Consider the following 19,199-nt stretch of genomic DNA (forward strand, 5'->3'; position numbering starts at 1 on the left):
GGCTGCTTGCCGGAAAAAGGACAGGGAAGGAGTGAACCGGGCTTGGGTCTGGAAACCCGCAGGCATTAAGCCTGCGAGTCGTATTCGTGTTTAATTTGCGCGCTGGCTTCGTCCAGCCAGCGGGTAAAATCGTCAACCGACAGCGCGTCAATTTCACTGGGCGGAAAGCGAAACCACCTCGCCAGCAGCGCCATTGCCTGCCACAACTGCTGTGGGTTCTGTAGCCATGCTAAGCATGGCCTGAAATCGTTTCTGCAATGCCTGATAGTCCAGCAGATCCATTTCCGCCAGATCTTCGGTTACCAGCCCGGTCATAGCCGCCATCAGCGGCTCATCCCACTCTTCCGGTTTATCGCTGGCGCGTCGCGCGGCGCGCATATCTTTTACCTTCAGGCGACGTAATTGCAGAACGTCGATACGTTCCCCGGCGGCGGAGGTAAACGGGAATTGCAGGGTATATTTTTCGTTCATGGTGTAGTCCTTATTCGTCGTGTTAAATTCGGGGCCGTAGCCCCGAAGTAATTAACCGCCAATATTATTGCGGTAGGCATTTAATTGATCCGTGCCATTTACGCGGAAAATATTCGCCAGATAATCCAGTTCAAGAAGCGTTTCACCGTCAACCACCTGTTTAATATAAGTGCAGCCGAAGGCGCTGCTGAATTCCGGGTTTTCATTCTGTTTAAACGTTCCCAGCGGGTTCTTTTTAAACATTACGGTCATATGCGTCACCAGCGCTAACTGATCCGCTTTACCCTGCGAGTTATAACAATCGATGCTGGAGCGGCACTGCAATGCCACCGCCTGCCACGGGTTTGCCGTTTTACGCATGACGTCGTGGTAAAACGAGTTCCATTTAATTTCGCCCTCCAGTTTGTCAAAACCGGCAGGCAGCTCAATTTTACCGACCATCCCCAGCGCTTTATGCTCCTGCATAATCATGCTGATATCAGGCAGTTTAATTTCACTCGCGCGACCTAAAAGATTATTACCATCAAGATAAATATTGGCGTTGGTAATACGGTTAATTTGAATTTTTCCAGCCATTAGCGATTGCTCTCCAGAGAAACTAAATATTCAGAGGTAATTTCGGTTTCAAACGTCAGACGTTCCAGTGGCGGCGGCGGGGTGAATTTGTAGCTCAGCAACAGATGCCCGGCTGCCAGTTCAGTCTGTTCGTTACGCGCCGGGTCGTACCAGCATTCAAAGCCCAACAGCGCGCCGTCGGCAATCAGCTTGCGACCCCAGGTGTTCACCGATTCGGTTAGCGCATCGATCAGCGCCTGGTTTATCGGCATATCCATATACTGCTGGCTGAAATAACGAATCGATTCGTTAATCACATCACCAGTACGGCGCACGTTCTCAAAGTTACGCATATGAGTAACGGTCGGCCAGGCAGCAGTACGGTTGCCCCACAGGCGCAAACCGGAGCCATAGCTGTTGAAGATGGTGGTGATGCCGTTTTCGTTCAGTTGATTCACTTCGCTTTGCGGATCGTCGATCATCGCTGACAGCGAGCGCTCTACGCCGGTAATGCCCTGAATTTCCTGATTGGAGTTGCTCCACCAGAAGCCTTTTTCCAGATCCACTTTAGCGCGCAGGCCAGCGGCGCGGGAGGAGAGCGGTTCCAGGACTTCGCTGTCCGTCGCGCTGTCGTACACTTTAACGTGCGGATAGCACAGACGCGCGCGATCGGAACTGGTATTGAAGTTAATCGCCCCCTGCGGGCCGCGCCCTGCCAGAACCTGCTGGAAAGTCGTGCCGATGGGCGCATCAATGTAGGTAATGGCTCCCAGCGCTTCTGCCTGAGCGATAAGCTTAACGGCGACCGAGTTTTGCGTACAAAAGACCGGCGCAATCAGGATCTTTGCGTAAAAACCAAACTGGTTCCAGGTGTCCTGTAATAGCTTCATACCGGTACGGTCACCCGCGGTGTTTACCGCGCCAATAATATCGGCGGCAGTCACTTTGGTGGGGTCCGCGTAAGTATAATTTACATAGGCCTGAACGCCGGGTTTCAGGTTGGTCCCCATGCAGGTGATTTTACCGGTCAGCATATCAATGGTGTAATCGGTGCCTTTGATATAAGCGTTTCCGGCGTTCGTGCTGCGGCCAATGTTCATCGTTTGCACGGCCCCGTGCTTGAGTTGAATCTGACCGTTGTCATCAACCTTCACGGTTTCACTGGGAATGGTACTTTTGTGTACCGCCGGATTCAGCACGTTAATCACCACGACCGTCCCCGCGCCGTGATCGTAGATCGCCTTCAGCGCCTGCGGGATGGTGAAATTTGCCAGGCCTGGGCCAAACTGCGCCGCGTCGCTTTCAGAAAGGCACAGCGTTGGCTGGTTAACCGGGCCGCATGGCGCGGTGCCGATCAGACCAATAACCGCAGATTTAACCGCCTTAACCGGACGTGGGCCGGTTTCGATCTCAATGGTCTCTACACCGTGCAGGTAATTAGCTGCCATGGACAATTTCCTCTTCATTAGTTTCTACTTCTTGCGTAACCACTGGCACCAGGTGACGGCGGGCAATCATGGTGATTACCCACTCGTTATCTTCCGGCAGCGAGATTTCGCTATTGGGCCACAGTAAGACTTCCTGACCGTCGGCGAGCGTGACGCCGCTTGCCGGGCCACTGTAGATATATTTCATTGAATTTCCTCATAATTAACGATTGTCAGCAGGGGGGAGTCCTTGCTTTCCTGTTCCGCGATAAACAGGGTGCTGGCGGTCATATCCAGGGCGTAACGGCAGAAGTTTGCGGCGTCGCCGATATATTTTTCGCTTTCCAGCCAGAGCGGACGATCACAGTCGGGAAGTTCAATGCCCCCCAACGAACGACGTAGACGATCCAGCGCGTTTATCGCGTCACTTATTTGCGGAACAATAACAGTGGCGGAAATCCGGATTAGTTGTTTTTGTACCGTGGCATCCGTATTTTCTGGTTCGGCAAAAACCGAACCGCAGTAGTGAATTAATACCGTTACCTGCTGTCCTGTTGGGATATATACTTTCGCATCGGTTGATGAAATATGTATATCCATATCAGGGTTTAATTCACGTAGTCTATTCGCCACGGTATGTATAACAGATAATGTTTCCATATACGGTTTTCCTTGATTTACCGGGAGAGATAATATTCTCTCTTCGTTATCGTTCAGATGTATTTTGATGTATCAGGCGCGAGGCGTCTTTTAATCTCCTTTAGAGAAAAAAGTTAAAACAAATAAAAAATCCCCGGCGTATAAACGGCGGGGATTTGTTTAATGGTTACCTCGTTGAATCAGTTCTATTTTGCTATATAGCGCATCCAGTTTTGCTTCCAGAACGGCCTGGCCGCGAAGATAATCCTCGCGGCGGACATAATGCAGCGGTAAATCGGCGCGAAATTCCAGAAATTCTCTCTCCAGCCTGGACCAGCCCGCTTCTGATTCGCGCCGGGCAGCTTCCAGTGCTTCAAAACGTTCATTCAGCCGTTTTTCAATTTGCGCCAGCAGCAATTTACCGGCGGCAAACATTAATCCAACAAACGAAAGTAAGAGGGAGATGACTTCCCAAAAATCGATACTGAGTTTCATTACTCCCTCTGATTAATGAATGCAGCTAGCCTGCCCCCATTGCAAATAACGGGGAGCATGTTGGTATAAAATCGCTTTGGGGTAGTGACGATTCTCGCGCCAGTTCGCGGCGCTGCGCCCGGCGTTAACGCGTTCTACATGTTCAAACCAGATGGACGCATCCAACCCCTTTGCGGCGGCCAGCTTTTTATCTCTGTTAACCCAGCCTTGCCCGCCGTTATAGGCGCTCAGAGTGAAAGCCATTCGCTGGCAGCTATTTTTTGCTGACACGCTTTTCCACAACTGGCGGTCATACTGCACCAACGCGCGTATCGCCCAGGCGGGATTAAACGGTTTGTTTTCATGGAGTTCCGGGTACAACTGGCTTACCCATTTTGCCGTTGCGGGCATAAATTGCGCCATACCCTGCGCGCCAGCCGGAGAAAGCGCGTCAGGCGCCCAGCCGGATTCCTGATGTAGTTGCCCGGCAAAATCAGCAACGGGGGCGTTAAGCCCCCAGATTTCGCGCGCGGTACGAATCACTTCGTTTCGCCATTGCAGAGAAGCGCGCGGCGGTTCGGCAGCGTCGGCAGACAAGAAAGTCATAGCGCAGACCAGGCATACGTATTGATAACGCATCGTTACAGCCCCAGCGCGACGGCAAGGCAAATTGCCGCAACGATGATCGCGCGACGAATCATCGCCGCGGCGCAGCACAGCGATTCTTCCCAGGGGCAAAAGGAGTCGGGACGCGCCCAGGGGAAAAGACTGCGGTCGAGCCAGTAACCCAGCACCGCTGATAACGAAACCAGGCTGAGTTTATAGATGACGACCGGAATTTGCGCTGATGATGTCCAGCCGATAAGCGCAAACAGTACGACAGAGGCAATCAGCCAGCCGGAAAGTCGGGGAACAATAATTTTTCGCATACTCTATCTCCTGATAATTGAGAGAGAAGTATCGCTTTTCCCCATAGCGGAAGAACGAAAAGGGCTTTAATAAATAACTTTAAAAAATGTTTAGCGCATGGTGTCAAATGCCAACAAATAAACGAATAAATAAAGCTTTCGGGGCAGGGGGTAGAGGCTGCCTGCGGAGAGTCAGTATGTGTCTGTGGCAGGCTACGATGGCGGTATTGCTGCGTCATAATAATCTTTGATTAAAATTATCTTATTGATTTTTAAAGTCAGTTTAAAAACTCACGCGATCGTGAGGAAAGCGATCTTTTTGATCGAACGCAGAAAAAAATGCAAAAAATTAACTGTATATACATACAGTATTGTGTAAAATGATGACATCAGTGAAGGCTAACTTCACCTATAAAATAAATACATATTATAAATTGAAAACGATATATACATTCTTTTAATTTATAATTAAATGCCGTTGATAGTAAATATTTATATATATTTTGAATATATTGATAGGTAGTTATTGCACCGTTCTTTACGCTTCCCTTTTTGGTGCCGTCACGGGGAGCATGGTGCTGGATATGGAGATAAAATATGATTCAGAAATCAAAAGAAATGGTTCGGCTTCCGGAGATTATTAACGATCTGGCGTTTCATGCGTCGCAGGTACTTATTGAAAGCATGAATATTGATAGCGCGTCAGCCGAAAATGCCGGTCAGGCAATTGCTGACAGAATGATGCGCAACTGGGGCGGGCAAAGCATTTATTTCCCCAAAGGTATCTCTGGTCGGGCTTCGGAACGGGATTATCAGATTTACAGCGAGTGCGATGGGCGTAATTATGCGGAGCTGGCCAAAAAGTACAATTTGACACTGCAGTGGATCTATAAAATCGTTAAGCGGGTCCACACGGAAAAACAGCACCAGCGGCGTATGTTGTAAGCGATATCGGGTATGGCGTATAGCGACAAGCGCTATACGCCGGGAGCTGCGACAGGCCGGATAAGGCGCTTGCGTCGCCATCCGGCAGCGTATTGCCTGATAGCGCTCACCCGCTGCCGTGTCAGGGCGATTATTCAAATAAGTTCTGATGTAGCTTTTGCACCACTTTCTCGGCATCGTCTCCCGGCACGAGGAAGCACAGATTGTGGCTGGAGGCGCCGTAACAAATCATGCGAATGTTGAACGGTTCCAGGACGCCAAACACTTCTTTACCAACACCGCAGGCTTTTGACAGGTTGTTGCCAATCAGCGCGACCAGCGCCAGTCCTTCTTCAACTTCGACCCGACACAGCGCGGAAAGCTCCATCAATAAGGATTGGGTCAGTAACGTATCGCCCGTGGAGGTGGAGCCGGTAGTATCCAGCGTCAGCGCGACGCTCACCTCCGAAGTGGTAATCAGATCTACCGAAATATTATGCCGCGCCAGAATGCCGAACACCTCTGCCAGGAAACCTCGTGAGTGCAGCATATTCAGGCTGTGCAGCGTCAATAGCGTTTGATTGCGGCGCAGCGCCAGCGCGCGGAACAGCGGCGGGTTTTGGGTTTTATTGCACACCAGCGTACCGCCCGCTTGCGGATCTTTACTGGAGCCAACGAAGACCGGGATATCGCTACGCACGGCCGGGAGTAAGGTGGCTGGATGCAGTACTTTTGCGCCGAAGGTTGCCATCTCCGCCGCTTCTTCAAAGTCGATTTCATCAATTCGCTGCGCGACGGGCACTACGCGCGGGTCGGTGGTGTAAATACCGGGCACATCTGTCCAGATATCAACCCGCGCGGCATGGAGCGCTTCAGCCAGCAACGCTGCCGTATAGTCGCTGCCGCCGCGGCCTAACGTCGTGGTGCGGCCTTTGCTTTCACTGCCGATAAAGCCCTGAGTAATGACCAACGTTTCGCTCAGGCGCGGGAGCAACTGCTGCGCGGCCAGTTCCGCAAGCGCTGCGACGTCCGGTTCCGCACGACCAAAGCGATCGCTGGTACGCATCACTTTGCGCACGTCGAACCAGTGGGCCTGTACGTCGCGTTCACGCAGGATCTCAACAAATAGCAGGGTAGACATCAGCTCGCCGTGGCTGACCAGTTCATCGGTCAGGGCTGCCGATGTCGCCAGCGATGCCGCCTCCGCCAGAATAGTGATGTTTTCCAGCAGGCGTTCAATCTCTTCGCGAATGACATTCGGATGACGCAGACGATCAAGGATATCGAACTGGATTTTACGGATGGCGTCGAGCGTAGCGAAACGTTCGCCAGGCTCCATCCCTTCGGCCAGCGCCACCAGCAGATTAGTGATGCCGGCAGACGCGGAAAGCACGACTAAACGAACATTGGCGTCGGAAAGTACAATATCCGCGCTACGGTTCATGGCGTCAAAATCAGCGACGCTGGTACCGCCAAATTTGGAAACAACGATCTCTGTCATATCAACCTCGTGTCAGGAAATGAAAAACGCGACCATGGCACAAGGGCAGAACAGAAACCGGTGCAGGCGCAAATGCAAGTAACGTATTTATAAATAAAAGTTGTGGCCTGGACTGTCAACGTTGGGATTATGCGGATTTTTTATGCTGAGTTTAGGCTCAGTAACAGCGCTTATAACCCCGATACCCGTTTGTAGGAATGTTGGCTTATCTATGCGCCCGGCGACTCACCCACTTGCCGCCTTTCTGCACCTCGAATTATTTAGGGTATATACTTTTTATCCTCATTCGACAGTGCCTGGGGCAACGGCACTAAAACAATCACACTTTTCTGTGACTGGCGTTACAATCGATCCCAGTCACAATTCTCAAATCAGAAGAGTATTGCTAATGAAAAACATCAATCCAACGCAGACTTCTGCCTGGCAGGCGCTCCAGAAACACTACGATGAAATGAAAGACGTTACGATCGCTGAGCTTTTCGCGAACGATAGCGACCGTTTCGCTAAATTTTCCGCGACGTTTGACGATCTGATGCTGGTGGATTTCTCCAAAAACCGCATCACCGAAGAGACGCTGGCAAAATTACAGGATCTGGCGAAAGAGACCGATCTGGCCGGCGCGATTAAATCCATGTTCTCCGGCGAGAAGATCAACCGCACCGAAGACCGCGCCGTGCTGCACGTGGCGCTGCGTAACCGTAGCAATACGCCGATCATCGTGGACGGCAAAGATGTGATGCCGGAAGTGAACGCCGTGCTTGAGAAGATGAAAACTTTCTCGCAAGCGATTATCTCCGGTCAGTGGAAAGGCTACACCGGTAAGGCCATCACCGACGTGGTGAACATCGGTATCGGCGGTTCCGACCTCGGCCCGTTCATGGTGACCGAAGCGCTGCGTCCGTATAAAAACCATCTGAACATGCACTTCGTCTCTAACGTCGATGGCACCCACATCGCTGAAGTGCTGAAGAAAGTGAACCCTGAAACCACACTGTTCCTGGTCGCTTCTAAAACTTTCACCACCCAGGAAACCATGACCAACGCCCACAGCGCGCGCGACTGGTTCCTGAAAACTGCAGGCGATGAAAAACACGTGGCGAAACACTTTGCTGCGCTCTCCACTAACGCCAAAGCGGTCGGCGAATTTGGTATCGACACGGCCAATATGTTCGAGTTCTGGGACTGGGTCGGTGGTCGTTACTCGCTGTGGTCTGCCATCGGGCTGTCCATTATTCTGTCCGTCGGTTTCGACAACTTTGTCGAGCTGCTTTCCGGCGCGCACGCGATGGACAAGCATTTCTCCACCACTCCGGCGGAGAAAAACCTACCCATTCTGCTGGCGTTGATTGGCATCTGGTACAACAATTTCTTCGGCGCGGAAACCGAAGCCATTCTGCCGTACGACCAGTATATGCACCGTTTCGCCGCCTACTTCCAGCAGGGTAACATGGAATCCAACGGTAAATACGTTGACCGTAACGGCAACGCCGTGGATTACCAGACAGGCCCAATTATCTGGGGCGAACCAGGCACCAACGGTCAGCACGCGTTTTATCAATTGATTCACCAGGGTACTAAAATGGTGCCGTGTGATTTTATCGCCCCGGCTATCACCCATAACCCGCTATCCGATCATCATCAGAAGCTGCTGTCTAACTTCTTCGCGCAGACCGAAGCGCTGGCGTTTGGTAAATCCCGCGAAGTGGTTGAGCAGGAATATCGCGATCAGGGTAAAGATCCGGCGCAGCTTGAACACGTTGTGCCATTCAAAGTGTTTGAAGGCAACCGCCCGACCAACTCTATCCTGCTGCGCGAAATTACGCCGTTCAGCCTGGGTGCGCTGATTGCGTTGTATGAGCATAAAATCTTTACGCAGGGCGTCATCCTGAACATCTTTACTTTCGACCAGTGGGGCGTTGAGTTGGGTAAACAGTTGGCTAACCGTATTCTGCCGGAGTTGGGCGATGATAAAGCTATTTCGTCCCATGATAGCTCTACCAACGGTCTGATTAACCGTTATAAAGCCTGGCGCGCCTGATGGCGCTGCGCTTATCCGGTCTACGTAATGCATAGCGTCTGTAGGCCGGATAAGGCGTTTCGCCGCCATCCGGCAAAAAGAGAATAAGATAATAAAAAGGCCGATATTCACATCGGCTTTTTTTATAAGATAATTCCGCTTGTCCGTCTTTATTCCCACAATTTTATATTGAGCTTAATCCTAAAATAAGCAATAACCAGAAAATCACTCTGCGTTATTTTCAGATTATACGGATGCTGATGTCTTTTAGTTTAATTTTAACTTATTGATTTTATTTGTTTGTTAATTAAATAATGTAGGCGTTACTTCTTTAAAGTTTAATTATCCTAAAACCTCGCTGTTATTTCTCCCGGACATAATCCGCCTGCTTTGGTTGTGTATACTCGGTAGCGCCCGAAATTCTTTTGGGTAAATCTCCATTCATTCAATGAAGGGAAATTATGATGAAAAAAGTACTGTATGGCATTTTTGCCATAACCGCGCTTGCGGCGACATCTGTCTCGGCAGCCCCCGTTCAGGTGGGTGAAGCGGCAGGGTCGGCAGCGACGTCGGTATCGGCGGGAAGCTCTTCCGCTACCAGCGTTAGCACCGTAAGTTCGGCGGTGGGCGTCGCGTTAGCGGCAACCGGCGGCGGCGATGGTTCCAATACCGGAACCACGACCACCACGACCACCAGTACCCAGTAGTATCGGTACGTTTAACCATAACCACACTCCGGTGTGGTTATTTTGCCCCTCTGGAGAAGCGTCGTGAAGCGACTCGCACTTATCCTGATTTGCCTGCTATTACAGGCGTGTTCGGCCACCACCAAAGGCCTGGGCGATTCACTGTGGGACAGTTTGTTCGGTACGCCAGGCGTACAGCTAACGGATGACGATATTCAAAACATGCCTTATGCCAGCCAGTACATGCAGCTTAACGGCGGTCCTCAACTGTTTGTGGTGCTCGCTTTCTCGGAAAACGGGCAGCAGAAATGGGTGACGCAGGATGGCGCGACGATCGTGACGCAGCATGGCCGTCTGGTCAAAACTCTGCTCAGCGGTGACAACCTGATCGATGTGAATAATCTGGCGGCCGACCCGCTGGCGAAACCAGGACAGATTATCGATGGCGCGACCTGGACTCGCACCCTGGGCTGGACCGAACATCGCCAAGTGCGTTACGCCACCGCCCGCTCCGTTTTTACATGGCGAGGGACCGATAGCGTGAACGTCGGCAGTGAAGAGACCGCCGTGCGGGTGTTAGATGAAGAAGTGACGACCGATCAAACGCGCTGGCGTAATCGCTACTGGATTGATAGCGAAGGCCAAATTCGCCAGACGGAACAGTATCTGGGCGCGAATTACTTTCCGGTGAAAACCACGCTGATTAAGGCGGCAAAATCATGATGAAAAGGATGATAAGCGCGCTGGCACTGGCCTTTATCGCGTCATCCGTCTTTGCCAGCGGCACTGTTACCGTTTTTACCCAGGGTAATAGCGAGCCTAAAACGCTGACAGACGCTGAACGTCTGCTCGATTTAGTCGGACAGCCGCGCCTGGCAACGAGCTGGTGGCCTGCGGCGGTGATAGGCGAAGAACAGGCGACCGTGACGGCGCGTCAGCAGCAGCAGGAACTTCTCGGGCGACTGGCGGCGCTCGGCGCTGAGGAAGATGGCGATGCGGCGGCGGCGATAAACACACTACGCCGACAGATTCAGGCGGTGAAGGTGACGGGCAGACAATTAGTGAACCTTGATCCTGACGTGGTTCGGGTGAGCGAACGAGGTAACCCGCCGCTGCAAGGTCACTACACGCTCTGGGTCGGGCCGCAACCCACGCAGGTGACGCTCTTTGGCTTGATTAGCCAGCCGGGCAGCCAGCCGTTCGTCCCTGGGCGGGACGTCGCCAGTTATCTTGAGGGTCAGCGCTTACTCAGCGGCGCGGATCGTAGCTATGCCTGGGTGGTTTACCCTGATGGACGCAGCCAAAAAGCGCCGGTGGCTTACTGGAATAAACGTCATATCGAGCCAATGCCCGGCAGCATTATTTTTGTCGGTTTTGCCGATTCCCTTTGGCGCGGCACGCCGAAGGCGATAAATGCCGACATTCTTCATACCCTGACGCAGCGGATACCGGAATAATGAAAAAAACACATCTGCTCAGCGTGCTGGCGCTGGGTATTAGCGCGGCCTGCCATGCCGAAACATATCCAGCCCCTGTTGGGCCTTCACAATCTGACTTTGGCGGCGTGGGCCTGCTGCAAACGCCGACAGCGCGTATGGCGCGTGAAGGGGAGATGAGCCTGAACTATCGTGATAACGATCAGTACCGCTACTACTCGGCTTCGGTTCAGCTTTTCCCGTGGCTGGAAACCACGTTGCGCTATACCGATGTCCGTACGAAAAAGTACAGCAGCGTGGAATCATTCTCCGGCGACCAGACTTACAAAGATAAAGCGTTTGATGTGAAACTGCGGTTGTGGGAAGAGAGTTACTGGATGCCGCAGGTGGCGGTTGGCGCGCGCGATATCGGCGGGACGGGGCTGTTTGATGCGGAATATATTGTAGCGAGTAAGGCCTGGGGGCCATTTGATTTTTCATTAGGTCTCGGCTGGGGCTATCTTGGCACCAGCGGCAATGTGTCTAATCCTTTCTGTTCGTATAGTGATAAATTCTGTTCGCGTGATAACAGCTATAAAGAGGCCGGTTCCGTCGACGGTAGCGATATGTTTCACGGCCCGGCCTCACTGTTTGGCGGCGTAGAATATCAGACCCCGTGGCAACCGCTACGCCTGAAGCTGGAGTATGAAGGCAATAATTATCAGCAGGATTTTGCGGGTAAACTGGAGCAGAAGAGCAAGTTTAACGTCGGCGCCATTTACCGCGTCACCGATTGGGCCGACGTTAACCTCAGCTACGAGCGCGGCAACACCTTTATGTTTGGCGTTACGCTGCGCACCAATTTCAACGATTTACGTCCCGCGTATCATGACAATTCACGCCCGCAATACCGGCCACAGCCGCAGGATGCCATCCTGCAACATTCGGTAGTGGCTAATCAATTAACGTTATTGAAATATAATGCCGGTCTGGCGGACCCGAAAATCCAGGTCAAAGGCGATACGCTATACGTTACCGGTGAACAGGTGAAGTACCGCGACTCCCGTGAAGGGATCGTGCGCGCTAACCGGATCGTCATGAACGATCTGCCGGAGGGGATCCGCACGATCCGCGTGACGGAAAACCGCCTTAATCTGCCGCAGGTCACCACTGAAACCGATGTCGCCAGCCTGAAACGCCATCTGGAAGGCGAACCGCTGGGACATGAAACTCCGCTGGCGCAAAAACGCGTGGAGCCGATCGTGCCAGAGAGTACTGAACAGGGTTGGTATATCGACAAGTCGCGCGTTGATTTTCATCTTGATCCCGTGCTGAATCAGTCGGTAGGCGGCCCGGAAAACTTCTATATGTATCAGTTGGGCGTAATGGGAACCGCGGATCTGTGGGTCACAGATCATCTGCTCACCACGGGCAGCGTGTTTGCCAATATCGCCAACAACTACGACAAATTTAACTACACCAATCCGCCGAAGGACTCGCATCTGCCGCGGGTGCGTACGCATGTCCGTGAGTATGTGCAGAACGATGTTTATGTGAATAACCTACAGGCCAACTACTTCCAGTATTTTGGCAATGGTTTCTATGGGCAGGTCTACGGCGGTTATCTGGAGACCATGTTTGGCGGTGCCGGGGCGGAAGTCCTGTATCGCCCGGTAGACAGCAATTGGGCGTTTGGTCTGGATGCCAACTACGTGAAACAGCGTGACTGGCGTAGCGCGCAGGATATGATGAAGTTTACCGATTACAGCGTGAAGACCGGACATTTGACCGCATACTGGACGCCGTCGTTCGCCCAGGATGTGCTGGTGAAAGCCAGCGTTGGTCAGTATCTGGCGGGCGATAAAGGCGGTACGCTGGAGATCGCCAAACGCTTCGATAGCGGCGTCGTTGTCGGCGGTTACGCGACGATTACCGATGCGTCGCCGGATGAATATGGGGAAGGGGATTTTACCAAAGGCGTATATGTTTCCGTGCCGCTGGATCTCTTCTCGTCCGGCCCAACCCGAAGTCGTGCGGCAATTGGCTGGACGCCGCTGACGCGTGACGGTGGTCAACAGCTTGGGCGTAAGTTTGGCCTGTATGATATGACCAGTGACAGGAACGTAAATTTCCGTTAATACTCAGGCCGGATAAGGCGTTCACGGCGCTATCCGGCAAATTATCTTATTGAACAAAATATAAACATAAATAAAAAATATAGATGCCCGTCACATTTGTGCGTTATACAGAAATCTCGCCGCAGAGAAAGAGGGGGCTGTTATGATGCCATTATCGCGCTCACGTCTTGAGTTTATCGCCACGATTTTACAAAACGTACTAAATTTGGGGCTGCTTACCCTCGGTCTGATCCTGGTCGTTTTTCTCGGTAAAGAGACGGTTCATCTGGCGGATGCATTATTCGTGCCTGAGCAAGCCAGCAAATATGAACTGGTGGAAGGGCTGGTGATCTACTTTCTTTATTTCGAATTTATTGCGCTGATTGTGAAGTACTTTAAGTCTGGCCTTCACTTTCCGCTGCGCTATTTCGTGTACATTGGGATCACGGCGATTGTGCGCCTGATCATTGTCGATCATAAAACGCCAATGGATGTATTACTCTATTCGGCGGCGATCCTCCTGTTGGTTATCACGTTGTGGTTATGTAATTCGAACCGACTACGGCGAGAATAGGCGTCGCCACACCGTAACGGACGTATGGCGTGGCAATAAATCAGCCGCTGTCTATAACGCATAAAAAAAGCGCTCCGAAGAGCGCCAAAATACGACCATAAGTGGGGATAACATAAGTTGAGGGCAGTGGCATTGCCCGTTGCCGGGCAGGTACTTCGATAAAACTTAACCTTTCACACCCCCTGCCGTCAGGCCGTTGACCAGCCAACGTTGCGCCAACAGGAACACCAGAGTGATAGGAATAGCGGAAAGGACGGCGGCGGCGGCAAAGTCGCCCCACAAATAGTTTTGCGGGTTGAGATATTGCTGCATACCCACGGCCAGCGTATAGCTGTCCACATCGCGCAGTAACAACGAGGCGACCGGAACTTCGGTAATCGCCGCGATGAACGACAGAATAAACACCACCGCCAGAATCGGTACGGAAAGCGGCAGCAGCACCAGGCGAAATGCCTGCCACGGGGTTGCGCCATCCAGCGCGGCGGCCTCTTCCAGCGAGCTGTCGATAGTTTCGAAGTAGCCTTTAATCGTCCAGACATGCAGCGCAATGCCGCCAAGATAGGCGAAGATCACGCCGCCATGCGTATTCAGACCGATAAATGGAATGTATTGTCCCAGGCGGTCAAATAACGCATACAGCGCTACCAGAGACAAAACCGCCGGAAACATCTGGAAAATCAGCATCCCTTTAAGCAGTGTTGCTTTACCTGGAAAACGCATTCGTGCGAAAGCGTAGGCGCAGGTGGTGGAGAGCGCCACGATGCCGATGGCGGTAATACCGGCGATTTTCACCGAGTTCCACAGCCACAGCAGGACCGGGAAGGGAGGCGGCGTTACCCGACCATCCGCATGTTCCACGCTGAAACCCAGCGCCAGCCGCCAGTGTTCCCAGGAGATTTTATCCGGGATCAGGCTTCCGGTGGCGAAGTTCCCTTCACGTAGCGAGATAGCGATGACCATCAGCAGCGGGAACATAATCGCTGCGATGAAAATCAGCAGCCCCAGGTGCGTGATGAAGAGACGCAGTTTCTGAGATTTGGGTTGGACCATAGCCATTGTTATTATCTCCCTTAATCAAACTTCATACGCGTGGCTTTCAGGTTCACTATTGCCAGCGCGCCTACCAGCAGGAAGATCAGCGTGGCAATGGCCGCCGCCAGACCGAAGTCCTGACCGCCGCCGCCTTCAAAGGCGATACGGTAGGTGTAGCTGACGAGCAGATCGGTATAACCGGCAGGCGTGGTGGTGCCGAGACGGTCTGGCCCGCCGTTGGTCAACAGTTGAATCAGGACAAAGTTATTAAAGTTAAAGGCGAAGCTGGCGATCATCAGCGGCGTTAGCGGCTTAATCAGCAGCGGTAAGGTGATCTTAAAGAAATTCTGAAACGGACCGGCGCCGTCCATTGCGGAGGCTTCGTACAGGTCATCCGGAATCGCTTTCAGCAGCCCCATACACAGGATCATCATGTAGGGATAGCCCAGCCAGGTATTCACGATAATCACCATTGCCCGCGCGGTGTTGGGGTCGCTGAACCAGGCAGGTTTAATGCCAAACAGCGCGCTCAGCATCATATTGATTTCACCAAAGCTTTGGTTGAATAACCCTTTGAAAATCAAAATTGAAATAAACGACGGTACGGCGTAGGGCAGAATCAGCAGGACGCGGTAGATAGCTTTACCTTTCAGCGCTTCCCACTGTACGAGGCAGGCCAATACCATCCCAACCGCCACGGTTAACACCACAGTGAGGACCGAAAAGACCACGGTCCAGACGAAGATAGCGAAAAAGGGCTTCTGGATCCCTTCGTCGGTAAAGACGCGCGTAAAGTTTTTCGCACCGATAGTAACGGTATAACCAGGACTGAGTTTTTCATCACCCCAGCTTCCGTCGGCGTTGATCGACTGATAATAACCGCTATCGTTATTTGGCCGGTATTTTACGCCGCTCTGGTTATTGGTCAGCAGGCCGTCATCAGCCAGTGTGTACAGCGGACGGGTACCGGAAAACTGACGCAGCGAGCTCATAATCACTTTACTTTCATCCGGCAGGACGGCGGTTATCTGGTTCAACGCCAGACGGTTCTGGGTGATTATCCGCAGATTGGCGCGTTCGCCGCCCGGCAGGGCATCGGTCTCTTTCAGCTGTAATTTTTGTTCGCCGCCGAAGGAAAATGCGTCAGACAGGTAATGTTTGCCCGTTTCTCCGTCGGTGAGGGCCAGTTGCCACTCGTCGCCGGTCGGGTAAAGACCGAAGTTATAGGTTTTTCCTGCCTGATAAGAACGGTCCATCAGCACTTGCTGGGCGCGTTCAAAGGTGAGCTGGTTGGTGCTGCTGTAGTTAGTAAAGGCGATGGCGATGGTGCACACCAGGGGGAATAGCACAAACAGCCCCATGCCGGCGAGGCCAGGGTAAACGTAGCGCCAGGCATAGGTTTTACGATTTGCGAAAATATACAGGCCAGCAGAGCTTAAAATCAGCGTCATGATGGCGAACAGATACTCCCCTTGTACGTACATTAAAACTACAAGGTAACCCACCAGCAGGCCCAGCAGACCAATTACTGACCATTTAAGCTGGTCGCTTTGCCACCAGTGTTTCTTTTTAATGACATCCATGGGGGTTTTCCTCTACAGCGTTGAAACTTCCTGGCCGGAGATGTGCCTGATGGCGCTGCGCTTATCGGGCCTACGGTGTGTTGTAGGCCGGATAAGGCATTTATGCCGCCATCCGGCACAGGCTCGCGGCATTACTTAGTGATACGGCTTTGTGCATCTTTCAGCGCGGCATCCACGGTTTGACGGCCGCTGGCGGCGTTGATCACAGCCGTACGTACCGCATACCAGAAGGCGGACATCTGCGGAATATTCGGCATGATCTCGCCTTTCTGGGCGTTATCCATGGTGGCGGCGATACGGGGGTCTTTCGCTAACTGCTCCTGGAAAGATTTCAGCGCCACAGCGCCCAGCGGTTTATCTTTGTTCACCGCTTCCAGACCCTGATCGGTCAGCAGGTAGTTTTCGAGGAACTCTTTCGCCAGCTCTTTATTCGGGCTGGCAGCGTTAATCCCCGCGCTCAGCACGCCGACGAACGGTTTCGAGGGTTTGCCTTTGAAGGTCGGCAGCAGGGTGACACCGTAGTTGACTTTGCTCTTGTCGATGTTCGACCATGCCCACGGACCGTTGATGGTCATTGCCGTTTCGCCTTTATTGAAGGCCGCTTCGGCGATGGAGTAATCGGTATCGGCGCTCATATTTTTGTTCTTGATCATATCGATCAGGAAAGTCAGGCCCGCTTTCGCGCCGGCGTTGTCGACGCCAACGTCTTTCACGTCATACTTGCCGTTTTCAAATTTGAACGCGTAACCGCCGTCAGCGGCGATTAAAGGCCAGGTGAAATACGGCTCTTGCAGGTTGAACATTATCGCCGACTTCCCTTTCGCTTTTAGCTCTTTATCCAGCGCCGGGATCTCTTCCCAGGTTTTCGGCGGGTTCGGGACGAGGTCTTTGTTATAAATCAGGGAGAGGGCTTCAACGGCGATGGGGTAGGCGATCAGCTTGCCGTTATAACGTACCGCATCCCAGGTAAACGGATAGAGTTTGTCCTGAAACGCTTTATCCGGAGTGACCTCCGCCAGCAGACCAGACTGCGCGTAGCCGCCAAAACGGTCGTGCGCCCAGAAGATAATGTCAGGACCGTCGCCGGTGGCAGCCACCTGCGGGAATTTCTCTTCCAGCTTATCCGGGTGCTCAACGGTCACTTTAATGCCGGTGTCTTGCTCAAATTTTTTACCGACCTCGGCCAGACCGTTATAGCCCTTGTCGCCGTTGATCCAGATAACCAGTTTACCTTCTTCAATTTTGGCGAGAGCCGGGGCGGAAATCATCATCGTCGTAAGTGCGGATAATGCGAGGATGCCTACGCCAGTTTTAATCTTCATATCTCCCATCCTTTTTGGTGATGTACACAGAGGTGGTTTAACGGTCTCTAGTTTCTTTATACGACAACCTCTTTCCATCCTCCCCGCCCCTACGCCCCACCCCGGCTTTATGTGATCTGTGTTACATAAATGTGAGTAATGCGTGCTGGCGCACATAAAAACACGCCGATTTTTGCGGGCGGCATCACGAAATTCCTTTTCTGTCCGCGCCCGTGGTCTCAGGCGCTGTGTCCTCATCCTCCCGCCTCCTCCCCCATAAAAAAGCCGGGGGGTGGAGGATTTACCCCAGTCAGGGATCGCGCATAGTCAGGCCATCATGAATGTTGCTGTCAATGACAGGTTGTAACGAAGGGAGAAGGGCATGGCGAGCGTACAGCTACGAAATGTAACGAAAGCCTGGGGTGACGTGGTGGTATCGAAAGATATTAACCTCGATATCCATGACGGGGAGTTCGTGGTGTTTGTGGGACCGTCAGGCTGTGGTAAATCGACCTTGCTGCGTATGATCGCCGGGCTTGAAACCATCACCAGTGGCGACCTGTTTATCGGGGAAACCCGTATGAATGATATCCCGCCTGCCGAGCGCGGCGTGGGCATGGTATTCCAGTCTTATGCGCTCTATCCCCATCTCTCCGTTGCAGAAAACATGTCTTTCGGCCTCAAGCTGGCGGGCGCCAAAAAAGAGGTAATGAATCAACGCGTCAACCAGGTGGCGGAAGTGCTGCAACTGGCGCATCTGCTGGAACGTAAGCCAAAAGCGCTTTCCGGCGGTCAGCGTCAGCGCGTAGCGATTGGCCGCACGCTGGTAGCGGAGCCGCGTGTGTTTTTGCTGGACGAACCGCTCTCTAACCTGGACGCCGCGCTACGCGTGCAGATGCGCATTGAAATTTCTCGCCTGCATAAACGTCTGGGCCGCACGATGATTTACGTCACCCACGATCAGGTCGAGGCGATGACGCTGGCCGACAAAATCGTGGTGCTGGACGCCGGTCGCGTCGCGCAGGTCGGTAAGCCGCTGGAGCTGTACCACTATCCGGCGGACCGCTTTGTCGCGGGCTTCATCGGCTCGCCGAAGATGAACTTCCTGCCGGTGAAAGTGACCGCCACCGCGATTGAACAAGTCCAGGTCGAACTGCCGAATCGCCAGCAAATCTGGCTGCCGGTCGAAAGTCGCGGCGTGCAGGTCGGCGCCAATATGTCTTTAGGCATTCGGCCGGAACACCTGCTGCCGAGCGATATCGCCGATGTCACCCTGGAAGGCGAGGTCCAGGTGGTCGAGCAGTTAGGGCACGAAACACAAATTCATATCCAGATCCCCGCCATCCGTCAAAACCTGGTTTATCGCCAGAATGACGTGGTGTTGGTAGAAGAGGGCGCCACATTCGCTATCGGCCTGCCGCCAGAGCGCTGTCATCTGTTCCGCGAGGATGGCAGCGCATGTCGTCGTCTGCATCAAGAGCCGGGTGTTTAAGGCCTCCATAAAAAAACGAAACGCAAAACCATTCGCAGTTTTAGAAGGTGGCAGCGTTTAAAGAAAAGCAATGATCTCAGGAG

Annotated in this window: 21 protein-coding genes; 8 read left to right on the top strand and 13 right to left on the bottom strand. The window is 52.7% G+C overall.

Annotation, left to right across the window (positions count from 1 at the left end):
* Positions 1-65: 65 nt before the first annotated feature.
* From ABVN44_RS03625 to ABVN44_RS03665, 9 genes are all read right to left on the bottom strand, one after another.
* Entirely contained in the window at positions 66-194 is a 129-nt protein-coding gene (locus tag ABVN44_RS03625) for a GpE family phage tail protein (protein ID WP_001185655.1), read from the bottom strand.
* Positions 154-471 carry a phage tail assembly protein gene (locus tag ABVN44_RS03630; RefSeq protein ID WP_001003641.1) on the bottom strand — a complete coding sequence of 106 codons (318 nt, stop codon included), beginning with the start codon at positions 469-471 and terminating at the stop codon, positions 154-156. The genes ABVN44_RS03625 and ABVN44_RS03630 overlap by 41 nt, the downstream gene beginning before the upstream one ends.
* Positions 472-522: 51 nt before the next feature.
* The gene (locus ABVN44_RS03635; RefSeq protein WP_000907495.1) at positions 523-1,047 is read right to left on the bottom strand and encodes a phage major tail tube protein; all 525 of its coding nucleotides are present in this window, start codon (positions 1,045-1,047) and stop codon (positions 523-525) included.
* Positions 1,047-2,474, bottom strand: coding sequence for a phage tail sheath family protein (locus ABVN44_RS03640; RefSeq protein ID WP_000729848.1), 1,428 nt, complete (start codon positions 2,472-2,474; stop codon positions 1,047-1,049). Before ABVN44_RS03640 ends, ABVN44_RS03635 begins: the two co-directional genes overlap by 1 nt.
* On the bottom strand, positions 2,464-2,661 hold the full coding sequence (locus ABVN44_RS03645) for a hypothetical protein (RefSeq protein WP_000875314.1): 198 nt from the start codon (positions 2,659-2,661) through the stop codon (positions 2,464-2,466). Before ABVN44_RS03645 ends, ABVN44_RS03640 begins: the two co-directional genes overlap by 11 nt.
* Positions 2,658-3,113: a Gp37 family protein gene (locus tag ABVN44_RS03650; RefSeq protein WP_000449433.1), complete on the bottom strand. Its 456-nt coding sequence runs from the start codon at positions 3,111-3,113 to the stop codon at positions 2,658-2,660. The genes ABVN44_RS03645 and ABVN44_RS03650 overlap by 4 nt, the downstream gene beginning before the upstream one ends.
* A 159-nt stretch (positions 3,114-3,272) precedes the next feature.
* Positions 3,273-3,587, bottom strand: coding sequence for a membrane protein (locus ABVN44_RS03655; RefSeq protein ID WP_000777266.1), 315 nt, complete (start codon positions 3,585-3,587; stop codon positions 3,273-3,275).
* 12 nt (positions 3,588-3,599) lie between these two features.
* Positions 3,600-4,205 carry a lytic transglycosylase domain-containing protein gene (locus ABVN44_RS03660; protein WP_023232173.1) on the bottom strand — a complete coding sequence of 202 codons (606 nt, stop codon included), beginning with the start codon at positions 4,203-4,205 and terminating at the stop codon, positions 3,600-3,602.
* 2 nt (positions 4,206-4,207) lie between these two features.
* Positions 4,208-4,495 carry a putative holin gene (locus ABVN44_RS03665; RefSeq protein ID WP_001226439.1) on the bottom strand — a complete coding sequence of 96 codons (288 nt, stop codon included), beginning with the start codon at positions 4,493-4,495 and terminating at the stop codon, positions 4,208-4,210.
* A gap of 576 nt (positions 4,496-5,071) precedes the next feature.
* On the opposite strand from ABVN44_RS03665, the gene ABVN44_RS03670 reads away from it, so the two are divergent.
* Positions 5,072-5,419, top strand: a complete 348-nt coding sequence (locus tag ABVN44_RS03670; RefSeq protein WP_000615248.1) for a Mor transcription activator family protein — start codon at positions 5,072-5,074, stop codon at positions 5,417-5,419.
* A gap of 130 nt (positions 5,420-5,549) precedes the next feature.
* Here ABVN44_RS03670 and lysC read toward each other — a convergent pair whose 3' ends face one another.
* Positions 5,550-6,899, bottom strand: coding sequence for a lysine-sensitive aspartokinase 3 (lysC, locus tag ABVN44_RS03675; RefSeq protein WP_000136394.1), 1,350 nt, complete (start codon positions 6,897-6,899; stop codon positions 5,550-5,552).
* A 388-nt stretch (positions 6,900-7,287) separates the two neighbouring features.
* Between lysC and pgi the strand changes: the two genes are divergently transcribed.
* The 6 genes from pgi (at position 7,288) to psiE (ending at position 13,708) form a co-directional block, all read left to right on the top strand.
* Positions 7,288-8,937: a glucose-6-phosphate isomerase gene (gene pgi, locus ABVN44_RS03680; RefSeq protein ID WP_000790028.1), complete on the top strand. Its 1,650-nt coding sequence runs from the start codon at positions 7,288-7,290 to the stop codon at positions 8,935-8,937.
* 443 nt (positions 8,938-9,380) lie between these two features.
* Entirely contained in the window at positions 9,381-9,623 is a 243-nt protein-coding gene (gene yjbE, locus ABVN44_RS03685; RefSeq protein ID WP_001541297.1) for an exopolysaccharide production protein YjbE, read from the top strand.
* 63 nt (positions 9,624-9,686) lie between these two features.
* Entirely contained in the window at positions 9,687-10,325 is a 639-nt protein-coding gene (locus ABVN44_RS03690; RefSeq protein WP_000824804.1) for a YjbF family lipoprotein, read from the top strand.
* On the top strand, positions 10,322-11,059 hold the full coding sequence (locus tag ABVN44_RS03695) for a capsule biosynthesis GfcC family protein (protein WP_000977891.1): 738 nt from the start codon (positions 10,322-10,324) through the stop codon (positions 11,057-11,059). Before ABVN44_RS03690 ends, ABVN44_RS03695 begins: the two co-directional genes overlap by 4 nt.
* Positions 11,059-13,155, top strand: a complete 2,097-nt coding sequence (locus ABVN44_RS03700) for a YjbH domain-containing protein (protein WP_023193770.1) — start codon at positions 11,059-11,061, stop codon at positions 13,153-13,155. Before ABVN44_RS03695 ends, ABVN44_RS03700 begins: the two co-directional genes overlap by 1 nt.
* A gap of 142 nt (positions 13,156-13,297) precedes the next feature.
* Entirely contained in the window at positions 13,298-13,708 is a 411-nt protein-coding gene (gene psiE / locus ABVN44_RS03705) for a phosphate-starvation-inducible protein PsiE (protein ID WP_000982752.1), read from the top strand.
* 165 nt (positions 13,709-13,873) lie between these two features.
* On the opposite strand, the gene malG is transcribed toward psiE, so the two are convergent.
* From malG to malE, 3 genes are all read right to left on the bottom strand, one after another.
* Positions 13,874-14,764 carry a maltose ABC transporter permease MalG gene (gene malG, locus ABVN44_RS03710; protein WP_001252081.1) on the bottom strand — a complete coding sequence of 297 codons (891 nt, stop codon included), beginning with the start codon at positions 14,762-14,764 and terminating at the stop codon, positions 13,874-13,876.
* A gap of 14 nt (positions 14,765-14,778) precedes the next feature.
* Positions 14,779-16,323 (bottom strand): maltose ABC transporter permease MalF, encoded by a 1,545-nt coding sequence (gene malF, locus ABVN44_RS03715; RefSeq protein ID WP_000382573.1) that lies wholly within the window; start codon positions 16,321-16,323, stop codon positions 14,779-14,781.
* A 131-nt stretch (positions 16,324-16,454) separates the two neighbouring features.
* A complete protein-coding gene (gene malE / locus ABVN44_RS03720) occupies positions 16,455-17,645 on the bottom strand; it encodes a maltose/maltodextrin ABC transporter substrate-binding protein MalE (RefSeq protein WP_000695415.1) in 1,191 nt (396 codons plus the stop codon).
* A 361-nt stretch (positions 17,646-18,006) separates the two neighbouring features.
* Between malE and malK the strand changes: the two genes are divergently transcribed.
* On the top strand, positions 18,007-19,116 hold the full coding sequence (gene malK / locus ABVN44_RS03725) for a maltose/maltodextrin ABC transporter ATP-binding protein MalK (protein ID WP_000179176.1): 1,110 nt from the start codon (positions 18,007-18,009) through the stop codon (positions 19,114-19,116).
* The last annotated feature ends 83 nt before the right edge of the window (positions 19,117-19,199 follow it).

Source organism: Salmonella sp. SJTUF15570 (assembly GCF_043357055.1).
In the GTDB taxonomy this organism is placed as follows: domain Bacteria; phylum Pseudomonadota; class Gammaproteobacteria; order Enterobacterales; family Enterobacteriaceae; genus Salmonella; species Salmonella enterica.

What these genes read in the sequence shown, in the direction of transcription:
- ABVN44_RS03625 (WP_001185655.1), bottom strand. Translation starts at nt 194, where the DNA reads ATGGCGCTGCTGGCGAGGTGGTTTCGCTTTCCGCCCAGTGAAATTGAC.
- ABVN44_RS03630 (WP_001003641.1), bottom strand. Translation starts at nt 471, where the DNA reads ATGAACGAAAAATATACCCTGCAATTCCCGTTTACCTCCGCCGCCGGG.
- ABVN44_RS03635 (WP_000907495.1), bottom strand. Translation starts at nt 1,047, where the DNA reads ATGGCTGGAAAAATTCAAATTAACCGTATTACCAACGCCAATATTTAT.
- ABVN44_RS03640 (WP_000729848.1), bottom strand. Translation starts at nt 2,474, where the DNA reads ATGGCAGCTAATTACCTGCACGGTGTAGAGACCATTGAGATCGAAACC.
- ABVN44_RS03645 (WP_000875314.1), bottom strand. Translation starts at nt 2,661, where the DNA reads ATGAAATATATCTACAGTGGCCCGGCAAGCGGCGTCACGCTCGCCGAC.
- ABVN44_RS03650 (WP_000449433.1), bottom strand. Translation starts at nt 3,113, where the DNA reads ATGGAAACATTATCTGTTATACATACCGTGGCGAATAGACTACGTGAA.
- ABVN44_RS03655 (WP_000777266.1), bottom strand. Translation starts at nt 3,587, where the DNA reads ATGAAACTCAGTATCGATTTTTGGGAAGTCATCTCCCTCTTACTTTCG.
- ABVN44_RS03660 (WP_023232173.1), bottom strand. Translation starts at nt 4,205, where the DNA reads ATGCGTTATCAATACGTATGCCTGGTCTGCGCTATGACTTTCTTGTCT.
- ABVN44_RS03665 (WP_001226439.1), bottom strand. Translation starts at nt 4,495, where the DNA reads ATGCGAAAAATTATTGTTCCCCGACTTTCCGGCTGGCTGATTGCCTCT.
- ABVN44_RS03670 (WP_000615248.1), top strand. Translation starts at nt 5,072, where the DNA reads ATGATTCAGAAATCAAAAGAAATGGTTCGGCTTCCGGAGATTATTAAC.
- lysC (WP_000136394.1), bottom strand. Translation starts at nt 6,899, where the DNA reads ATGACAGAGATCGTTGTTTCCAAATTTGGCGGTACCAGCGTCGCTGAT.
- pgi (WP_000790028.1), top strand. Translation starts at nt 7,288, where the DNA reads ATGAAAAACATCAATCCAACGCAGACTTCTGCCTGGCAGGCGCTCCAG.
- yjbE (WP_001541297.1), top strand. Translation starts at nt 9,381, where the DNA reads ATGAAAAAAGTACTGTATGGCATTTTTGCCATAACCGCGCTTGCGGCG.
- ABVN44_RS03695 (WP_000977891.1), top strand. Translation starts at nt 10,322, where the DNA reads ATGATGAAAAGGATGATAAGCGCGCTGGCACTGGCCTTTATCGCGTCA.
- ABVN44_RS03700 (WP_023193770.1), top strand. Translation starts at nt 11,059, where the DNA reads ATGAAAAAAACACATCTGCTCAGCGTGCTGGCGCTGGGTATTAGCGCG.
- psiE (WP_000982752.1), top strand. Translation starts at nt 13,298, where the DNA reads ATGATGCCATTATCGCGCTCACGTCTTGAGTTTATCGCCACGATTTTA.
- malG (WP_001252081.1), bottom strand. Translation starts at nt 14,764, where the DNA reads ATGGCTATGGTCCAACCCAAATCTCAGAAACTGCGTCTCTTCATCACG.
- malF (WP_000382573.1), bottom strand. Translation starts at nt 16,323, where the DNA reads ATGGATGTCATTAAAAAGAAACACTGGTGGCAAAGCGACCAGCTTAAA.
- malE (WP_000695415.1), bottom strand. Translation starts at nt 17,645, where the DNA reads ATGAAGATTAAAACTGGCGTAGGCATCCTCGCATTATCCGCACTTACG.
- malK (WP_000179176.1), top strand. Translation starts at nt 18,007, where the DNA reads ATGGCGAGCGTACAGCTACGAAATGTAACGAAAGCCTGGGGTGACGTG.